Genomic DNA, 240 nt, shown 5'->3' on the forward strand with positions numbered 1-240 from the left:
ACGAAAAGACTTTCTACACAAGGAATCACACAAATTAGCGAAACGGTATGACTGCGTGGTTATCGAAGACCTCAACATGAAAGGGATGTCTCAAGCCCTCCATTTTGGCAAAAGTGTCCATGATAATGGCTGGGGCATGTTCACCACCTTTCTCCAATACAAGTTAGAGGAGCAGGGGAAAAAGCTTATCAAAATAGATAAGTGGTTTCCATCATCCAAAACTTGTTCATGTTGCGGTCA

General features: G+C 42.5%; 1 protein-coding gene. It reads left to right on the forward strand.

Features of this window, described 5'->3' with window-relative positions; genetic code table 11:
* The coding region (locus TEPIDINF_RS15120) for an RNA-guided endonuclease InsQ/TnpB family protein (RefSeq protein ID WP_421692417.1) at positions 1-240 on the forward strand (240 nt) is incomplete at both ends.

The sequence above is a fragment of the Tepidibacillus infernus genome, from assembly GCF_048898065.1.
GTDB classification, from domain to species: Bacteria; Bacillota; Bacilli; order Tepidibacillales; family Tepidibacillaceae; genus Tepidibacillus_B; species Tepidibacillus_B infernus.